Consider the following 8,238-nt stretch of genomic DNA (forward strand, 5'->3'; position numbering starts at 1 on the left):
CCATCGCACGACGCGGGCGCACGGGCCGTCCCCGGATGCGGGGACCATCGCCCGGCGTGGACGCGCGGACCGTCCCCAGGCGCGCGGACCATCGCCCGACGCGAGCACACAGGCCATCCCCAGCCGCGCGGCTGGCCGGTTGTGAGCCCTCTCGGCGGGCGCCGTGTCATCGGTTCCCCTGCGCTCCGCGGCGCCCCGTACGCTGTCCCTCGTGGCAGAACCAGTGGTGCGCATCCCGGATGCGAAGGTCGCTCTGTCGACGGCCTCCGTCTATCCGGAGTCGACGGCGACGGCCTTCGAGATCGCCGCGCGCCTCGGGTACGACGGTGTCGAGGTCATGGTGTGGACCGACCCGGTCAGCCAGGACATCGAGGCGCTGCGCAGGCTCAGCGACTACCACCGGGTCCCGATTCTCGCCATCCACGCTCCCTGTCTGCTGATCACGCAGCGCGTCTGGTCGACGGACCCGTGGACCAAGCTCCAGCGCGCCCGGGCCGCCGCCGAGAAGCTCGGGGCGGGCACGGTCGTCGTGCATCCGCCGTTTCGCTGGCAGCGCCAGTACGGCCGGGACTTCGTCGCCGGCATCTGGCGTATGGCGAACGAGACGGACGTGCGGTTCGCCGTCGAGAACATGTACCCCTGGCGCTACCGCGACCGCGAGATGCTCGCCTACGCCCCCGACTGGGACGTCACGAAGGACGACTACCGGCACTTCACGATCGATCTCAGCCATACGGCGACCGCCCGCACGGACGCCGTGCAGATGATCGACCGGATGGGGGACCGGCTGGGGCACGTGCACCTCGCGGACGGGCGAGGGTCCGCGAAGGACGAGCACCTCGTCCCCGGCCGCGGCAACCAGCCCTGCGCCGAGGTGCTGGAGCGCCTCGCCCTGACCGGCTTCGACGGTCACGTCGTCATCGAGGTCAACACCCGCCGCGCGATGTCCAGCGCCGAACGCGAGGCAGACCTCGCCGAGGCCCTCGCCTTCACGCGGCTGCATCTGGCCTCCGCGGTGAAGGTGCCCCGGCCGTGACCGACGCAGCCGACGGCCGGGGCGAGGTGGCCTCCCGACGCCGGGGCCGGCCCCCGCGTACCGAGTCCGCCGACACCCGCGACCGCATCCTGGACGCCGCCCGCGAGGAGTTCTCCGAGCGCGGCTACGACAAGACCTCGGTGCGTGGCATCGCCAAGGCGGCCGGCGTGGACTCCGCGCTCGTGCACCACTACTTCGGCACCAAGGAGCAGGTCTTCGAGGCGGCCGTGGAGGTCGCCCTCGTGCCCGCCCTGAAGGTGCGGGACGCGGTGCTCGAAGTGCCCCTCGACGACGTCGGCGATCGCCTGACCCGCTTTTTCTTCGGGCTCTGGGAGAACCCCGTGACCCGCAAGCCGCTGCTCGCGATCGTCCGGTCGGCGGTCAACAACGAGGCCGCGGCCACCGTGTTCCGGCGCCTGGTCTCGGCGCAGCTGCTGCGCCGCATCGCCGGCGAGATCGACGCCCCGGACGCGGAACTGCGCGCCGAACTGGCGGCCTCGCAGCTGGTGGGGGTCGCGATGATGCGCTACGTCATCAAGATCGAGCCGATCGCCTCCGCGGACCCGGAGCAGATCATCGCGCGCGTGGCGCCCGTCGTGCAGGGGCACCTGACCGGCCGGTGAAGGGGCGGCTCGCTGATTCGCGAGACATTCGTCCCGTATTCCGGACACCTCGTCCCGCCCTCTGGATGACCGGCGTACGCTCGTTAGCAGTCAGAAGTCTCTGATCAGTCTCTGATCGCAGTACCCGCTGTCCCCGCTGTCCCCGCAGTCCCTGAAGGAGCGAGCGACGATGCCCGAGCTGAGGTCCCGCACAGTCACCCACGGCCGCAACATGGCGGGCGCCCGCGCCCTTATGCGCGCCTCCGGTGTACCCGGTGCGGACATCGGCCGGAAGCCGATCATCGCGGTGGCGAACTCCTTCACCGAGTTTGTGCCCGGCCACACCCACCTCCAGCCCGTCGGCCGGATCGTCAGCGAGGCGATCAGGGAGGCCGGCGGCATCCCGCGCGAGTTCAACACGATCGCCGTGGACGACGGCATCGCGATGGGCCACGGCGGCATGCTGTACTCCCTCCCGTCCCGCGACCTCATCGCGGACAGCGTCGAGTACATGGTCGAGGCGCACTGCGCCGACGCCCTGATCTGCATCTCCAACTGCGACAAGATCACGCCGGGCATGCTGAACGCGGCCCTGCGCCTGAACATCCCCACGGTCTTCGTCTCCGGCGGACCGATGGAGTCCGGCCGCGCCACGCTGGTCGACGGCACGGTCCGCACGCTCGACCTGGTCGACGCCATCTCCGACGCCGTGAACGACAAGATCTCGGACGAGGACATCCTCCGTATCGAGGAGAACGCCTGTCCGACCTGTGGCTCCTGTTCCGGCATGTTCACCGCCAACTCGATGAACTGCCTGACCGAGGCCATCGGCCTGTCCCTGCCGGGCAACGGCTCGGTCCTCGCCACGCACACGGCCCGCAAGGGCCTGTACGAGGACGCGGCCCGCACGGTCATGGACATCACCCGCCGCTACTACGAGCAGGACGACGAGACGGTCCTGCCGCGCAACGTCGCCACCTTCGCGGCCTTCGAGAACGCCATGGCCCTCGACATCGCCATGGGCGGCTCCACCAACACGATCCTGCACCTGCTCGCCGCCGCCCAGGAGGCGGGCGTTCCGTTCGGGCTGGACCAGATCAACGAGGTCAGCCGCCGGGTCCCCTGCCTGGCGAAGGTCGCGCCCAACGTCGCCAAGGACCGCACGTACTACATGGAGGACGTGCACCGCGCCGGCGGCATCCCCGCCCTGCTGGGCGAGCTGCACCGCGCCGGACTGCTCAACGAGGACGTCCACGCCGTCCACAGCCCCTCCCTGGGGGACTGGCTGAAGACCTGGGACGTGCGCGGCGGGTCCCCCTCGCCGAAGGCCGTCGAGCTGTGGCACGCCGCCCCCGGCTGTGTCCGCTCCGCCGAGGCCTTCTCCCAGTCCGAGCGCTGGGAGGCACTCGACGAGGACGCCGAGGGCGGCTGCATCCGCAGCGCCGAGCACGCCTACTCCAAGGACGGCGGCCTCGCCGTGCTCAAGGGCAACCTCGCCGTCGACGGCTGCGTCGTGAAGACCGCGGGCGTGGACGAGTCCATCTGGACCTTCGAGGGCCCGGCGGTCGTCTGCGAGTCGCAGGAAGAGGCCGTCGAGAAGATCCTCAACAAGCAGGTGACGGACGGCGACGTCGTCGTCATCCGCTACGAGGGCCCCAAGGGCGGTCCCGGCATGCAGGAGATGCTCTACCCGACGTCCTTCCTCAAGGGCCGCGGCCTCGGCAAGACCTGCGCCCTGATCACCGACGGCCGCTTCTCCGGCGGCACCTCCGGCCTGTCCATCGGCCACGCCTCCCCGGAGGCCGCGTCCGGTGGCACGATCGCGCTCGTCGAGGACGGCGACCGCATCCGCATCGACATCCCGAACCGCTCGGTCGAGCTGCTCGTCGACGAGGCGGAACTCTCCCGCCGCGAGCAGGCGTTGAACGGGGAGTACGCCCCGAAGAACCGCGAGCGCAAGGTGTCGGCGGCCCTTCGGGCCTACGCGGCGATGGCGACCAGCGCGGACAAGGGCGCAGTGCGAGACGTGACGAAGCTGGGCTGACGCGCTTATCGCGTATCGCAGGGGCCGCCTCTTCGGGAGGCGGCCCCTGCGGCTGTCAGCGGCGAGGGCGCCCGCGGCGGCTGCGGTCGTCTCGTCGAGTACGGCTGTTTCACCACTCCGACGGGTCGCGGGCGTCCACGGCGAAGACGGAGCCGTCGGGGGCGGCGGCATGGACGTGGCCGTCGGCGAGCACGGGCTGGGGCAGGTTGGCCGCCACCCGGTCCGAGTCGGTGCCGAGCCGGGGCGGCGTCTGGCCCAGGAGTCTGCCGTCGGCGGCGTCCACGGCGAGGAGCCGGCCGTCGGGAGCGCTGACGTACACATGCCGGCCGTCGGCGACGGGCGACGAAGTACGGATCATGGAGGTCTCCAGGCTCCACAGCTGCCTGCCCGCCTTCATGTCCACAGCGATCAGCGAACCGCCGTCGCCCCCGAGGTAGACGACGTTCCCCCGCACGGTGCCGTGCGCCTGCTGGACCGGACGGGGCAGGGACACGCGCTGCTGGGTCCGGTCGGCGGGGGAGTAGCGGATCACGGCCCTCGTGTCGCTGTAGATCCCGTCGACGGAGAGCAGGAAGACCGACCCGTCCGACGCACCGGTGAGCTCCAGCGTCCCCTTCAGCCGGGCGTCCCAGCGCACGTCACCCGTGACCGGGTCCACCGCGGTGACCCGCGTGCTCGAACCGTCGTTGGACGTGGTCGCCGTGTACGCCAGCGAATCCTTGGCGAAGGAGACGAAGTTCGGCGCCCGGTGCCCCGGAACCGAGCGATTCCACTTCGTGTCGCCCGAGGCGCCGTCCACGGCGGTGACCGTGCCGTCGGCGCCGGTGAGCAGCAGCATGCCGCCCACGGCCGTCATCCCGCCGTACGCGGGCGTGTTCTGCCGCCAGGTCGCCTTGCCCGTGGCGGGGTCGAGCCCCTCCAGCCGACCGCCCTGAACCGACGACGGGTGCACGAGGCCGCCCGCCACGACCGGAGCCGTGTTCACGGGCGACGGGGCGACGGGGTGGCGCCACAGCAGCCGGCCGTCCGCCGGGTCGAGCGCGAAGACCAGCCCGGTCTGCGAGCACAGCAGCTTGCCCGCGCCGTAGGCGCACTGGGGCGTGCCCTTCTTGGGCGCCGGTGCGGCCGTCCACGCGCCGGAGCCGGCCGACACGGTCCGCGGGCCGTCGTCCTGCGGCGTCGGATCGCCGCCGAGAAGCTGCACCGAGGTCAGCGCGGCGACTGCGGCGAGCCCGACGGCCCCGGCCCCGAGGGCGAGCAGCCTGTGGCGCCGGCGCTTTCCGGACGGCCGCTCGGACCTGTCTCCGGCTCCTGGCCCGGACCCGGATCCGCGCCGCGCGCGCGACTTCGACTCCGGTTGTGCATCCGAGTCCGACGCCGACGCCGAGTCCGTCTCCGACTCCGGCTTGTGGGGCTTCTCGTCGGTGGCCCGCTGCGCCGGTATGAACGCCTGCGTGTCGTACGACGCCGACACCGACCGCAGTTCCCGCATCAACTCGTCGGGCGTCGGCCGGTCCTCGGGCTCCTTGGCGAGGCAGCGCAGCACGAGCGGCGCGAGATTCGGCGGCAGCCCGGTCAGGTCCGGCTCGTCATGGACGACCTGGTAGGCCACGACGTACGGACTGTCGGAATCGAATGGCCCCCGTCCCGTCGCCGCGTGCACCAGCACGGACCCGAGCGCGAAGATGTCGGCGGCGGGCCCGACCTCCCGGGGCCGCCGGAACTGCTCCGGCGCCATGAACGGCGGCGTGCCGATCAACTTCCCGGTCTCGGTGCGCAGTTCGCTGTCCTTTGGCCGAGAGATACCGAAGTCGATGACCTTCGGCCCGTCCTCGGCGAGCAGCACGTTGCTCGGCTTCAGATCCCTGTGCACCACGCCGACCCGGTGTATGTCGCGCAGCGCCTCGGCCAGCCCGGCCATCAGCCGCCGCAACTGCCCCGGCTCCATCGGGCCGTTCCGCTTCACCTGGTCGGCGAGGGTCGGGCCGGGGATGAACAGCGTGGCCATCCAGGGCCGTTCGGCCTCCGGATCGGCGTCCACGACGGGCGCGGTGAAGGCCCCGCTGACCTTGCGGGCAGCCCCCACCTCCTGCCGGAACCGCCCCCTGAACTCGGGGTCCCTGGCGAACTCGGCATGCACGACCTTCACCGCGAGCTGCATGCCCGAGGTGCTCCGGGCCAGATGGACGACGCCCATGCCTCCGGAACCCAGATGTGACTCCAGGCGGTAGTGACCGGCGTACTCGGGAAGTTCCGCTTCCGCGCCCGCTCCGGCGTTCTGCTGCGGCGCCATGGGACCACCCCCGTGCTGTTCGTCCGCGCGCGCGACGCACGGAGCCTAGTCGATGACTCGTACGAGACAGAGGCGGCTTGCTAGCCTCCGTGTTCCCAACACGCACATGTGTGCGTGGCGTGATTTAGGGGAATCAACGGGACCCCATGGCAGGCATGGGGATCAACGGGGGAGGTTCGAACATGTCCACAGACCGCGTCGAAGAGGCCGAAAGAGCCGACGAGACCGGGGGCGGCGCGGCACCGGCCGTCACGACGTTGGCCGCCTCGGCCAACGCCCTGCGCTACTACTCGGTCGCGCCGGGAGTCCGCCTGAACGTCCGCCGGGGCCCCGGCACCGGCTACGCCCTCGTCCGTACCCTGCCCGAGGGCGCCAGGATCCTGATCTACTGCCAGACGCCTGGCACGAACGTCTCGGGTCCGTATGGCACGTCGAACATCTGGGACAACATCGCCGACAGCGAGTACGTCGCGGACGCGTACGTCCAGACCGGCAGCGACGGCTACGTCCGTCCGCGCTGCTCCTGATCCGATCTAGGAATCCGATCTCGGATCCGGTTCGCCGGACCCCATACGGAGCCCGCGGGGGTGGCCGGGGTGCCGTTCTTCTCGCTCACGCGTCGATTATGGCTCCGACGGGGCCGCGGGCTCCTCGGGCCCCCGCCCCGAGTCCCTGCGCTTCTTCGGCACGACCTGGGTCGACCACGACAACCGCTACACCGCCCGCCGCATCGGTGTCAGCGCCGGGTCCCTCCTCGCCGCGGCCGTCTCCTGCCTGGTGCTGCGCTTCGCCTACGAGGGCATCGAGATCGCCGGCCCCGGCAGCTTCGTGACCGTCCTGGTCGTCGTGATGTTCGCGATCTGCAGCGCGCTCGCCTTCCGCCACACCTGGGAAGGCTTCACCAAGCGCCCCGACCCCCACCGCCACGCCAGCCTCCGCGGCCTGCTCACCATCGGCTTCGTCGGCTCCCTCCTCGCCTACTTCTTCCGCTCCCTCATCGAGGCCCCCGGCGAGAAGCTCCACCGCGAGGAATACGACAAGGCCCGCAAGCAACACGAATCCCGCACCACCCGCCGCACCGGCAACCCATCAAAGAAACGCCGCCGCGATTAGGCACTGCCTTTGGGCACGAGGGTGGGGCGCGCAGTCAGGCGCAGGGGAGCGCCGGGCAGGCAGACGCGAGAGCGTGCCGCGCGGATAGACGCAGAGGCGTGCCGCGCAGACAGGGACAGCGGCCTGCCGCACGGACATGGCCGATGACCATGCTTTCCCCAGCCCCCCTCACCGAACCGCGCTGGCCGACCGAACCGCGCCCGCTCACCGAACGGTGCCCGCTCACCGAACCGCGCCGGCCCACCGAGCCACGCCCACCCGCGGAACCACCCCCGCCAAACTCGGTGCACACGACACCAACCAGGGCGCACCATGGCCGCATGACCGCCCCTTCCCATTCCGACCGCGCCGGCTCCTTCAACGCCGCCGCAGCCCAGTACGCCGCGAACCGCCCCTCCTACCCACCCGCCCTCTTCGACGCGATCGAGGAACTCGCCGCCCGCCCCCTCACCGGCGCCCGCGTCATCGACATCGGCGCGGGCACCGGCATCGCCACCGTCCTCCTTCACCAGCGCGGCGCCGAAGTACTGGCCGTGGAACCCGGCGACGGCATGGCCGCCCAGTTCCGCCACGCCCACCCGGACATACCGATCGTCCGCGGCAACGGCAACACCCTCCCCCTCGCCACCGCCTCCGCCGACTTCCTCACCTACGCCCAGGCCTGGCACTGGACCGACCCCGCCCGCTCGGTGCCGGAGGCCCTGCGCGTACTGCGGCCCGGCGGTGCACTGGCCCTGTGGTGGAACACCACCCCGCTCGACATCCCCTGGCACGCCGCACAGGCGCGACGCATCGAGCGCAGCTTCGGCATCCACCCGGCCGTCGAACAGAACGGCAGCGGCGCCCGAGCCGCCCAGACCGACCCGACCGGAGAACTCGACTTCATCCGCCGCAAGGTCCGCTGGAGCCGCCGAGTCCCCGTCGACACCCACCTGGCCAACATCGGCAGCCACTCGATCTTCCTCGTCCATGGCACCGAGGCGAGCACAGCCTTCCTCAACGAGGAGAAGCAGCTCCTCCTCACCGCGTTCCCGGACGGATTCATCGAAGAGACCTACGACGTGGACCTCCTCGTAGCCACCACCCCCTGACGCCCTCAAGACCCTCCTCGCGCCCGGCACCGACATTCCGCTGGTGAACCTTCCGGACC

7 protein-coding genes are annotated in these 8,238 nt (G+C 71.2%); 6 read left to right on the forward strand and 1 reads right to left on the reverse strand.

Features of this window, described 5'->3' with window-relative positions; all coding sequences use genetic code 11:
* Positions 1-211 precede the first annotated feature (211 nt).
* From EAO75_RS11655 to ilvD, 3 genes are all read left to right on the forward strand, one after another.
* Positions 212-1,036 (forward strand): sugar phosphate isomerase/epimerase family protein, encoded by an 825-nt coding sequence (locus EAO75_RS11655; protein ID WP_187284396.1) that lies wholly within the window; start codon positions 212-214, stop codon positions 1,034-1,036.
* Positions 1,033-1,659 (forward strand): TetR/AcrR family transcriptional regulator, encoded by a 627-nt coding sequence (locus EAO75_RS11660; protein ID WP_147994970.1) that lies wholly within the window; start codon positions 1,033-1,035, stop codon positions 1,657-1,659. The genes EAO75_RS11655 and EAO75_RS11660 overlap by 4 nt, the downstream gene beginning before the upstream one ends.
* Before the next feature lie 169 nt (positions 1,660-1,828).
* Entirely contained in the window at positions 1,829-3,682 is a 1,854-nt protein-coding gene (gene ilvD / locus EAO75_RS11665) for a dihydroxy-acid dehydratase (RefSeq protein ID WP_147994971.1), read from the forward strand.
* 109 nt (positions 3,683-3,791) lie between these two features.
* Here the strand turns inward: ilvD and EAO75_RS11670 are convergent, their stop codons facing one another.
* Positions 3,792-5,975 (reverse strand): serine/threonine-protein kinase, encoded by a 2,184-nt coding sequence (locus EAO75_RS11670; RefSeq protein ID WP_147994972.1) that lies wholly within the window; start codon positions 5,973-5,975, stop codon positions 3,792-3,794.
* 182 nt (positions 5,976-6,157) lie between these two features.
* On the opposite strand from EAO75_RS11670, the gene EAO75_RS11675 reads away from it, so the two are divergent.
* The 3 genes from EAO75_RS11675 (at position 6,158) to EAO75_RS11685 (ending at position 8,179) form a co-directional block, all read left to right on the forward strand.
* Positions 6,158-6,502 (forward strand): SH3 domain-containing protein, encoded by a 345-nt coding sequence (locus tag EAO75_RS11675; RefSeq protein ID WP_147994973.1) that lies wholly within the window; start codon positions 6,158-6,160, stop codon positions 6,500-6,502.
* A gap of 145 nt (positions 6,503-6,647) precedes the next feature.
* Positions 6,648-7,088 carry a tripartite tricarboxylate transporter TctB family protein gene (locus EAO75_RS11680; RefSeq protein WP_187284416.1) on the forward strand — a complete coding sequence of 147 codons (441 nt, stop codon included), beginning with the start codon at positions 6,648-6,650 and terminating at the stop codon, positions 7,086-7,088.
* A 320-nt stretch (positions 7,089-7,408) separates the two neighbouring features.
* A complete protein-coding gene (locus tag EAO75_RS11685) occupies positions 7,409-8,179 on the forward strand; it encodes a class I SAM-dependent methyltransferase (RefSeq protein ID WP_147994975.1) in 771 nt (256 codons plus the stop codon).
* Positions 8,180-8,238: the final 59 nt, after the last annotated feature.

The sequence above is a fragment of the Streptomyces sp. UW30 genome (assembly GCF_008042075.1).
Lineage (GTDB): Bacteria > Actinomycetota > Actinomycetes > Streptomycetales > Streptomycetaceae > Streptomyces.

Bases quoted from the DNA above. Each gene is read 5' to 3' on its own strand.
- ilvD (WP_147994971.1), top strand. From the start codon at position 1,829: ATGCCCGAGCTGAGGTCCCGCACAGTCACCCACGGCCGCAACATGGCG.
- EAO75_RS11670 (WP_147994972.1), bottom strand. From the start codon at position 5,975: ATGGCGCCGCAGCAGAACGCCGGAGCGGGCGCGGAAGCGGAACTTCCC.
- EAO75_RS11675 (WP_147994973.1), top strand. From the start codon at position 6,158: ATGTCCACAGACCGCGTCGAAGAGGCCGAAAGAGCCGACGAGACCGGG.
- EAO75_RS11685 (WP_147994975.1), top strand. From the start codon at position 7,409: ATGACCGCCCCTTCCCATTCCGACCGCGCCGGCTCCTTCAACGCCGCC.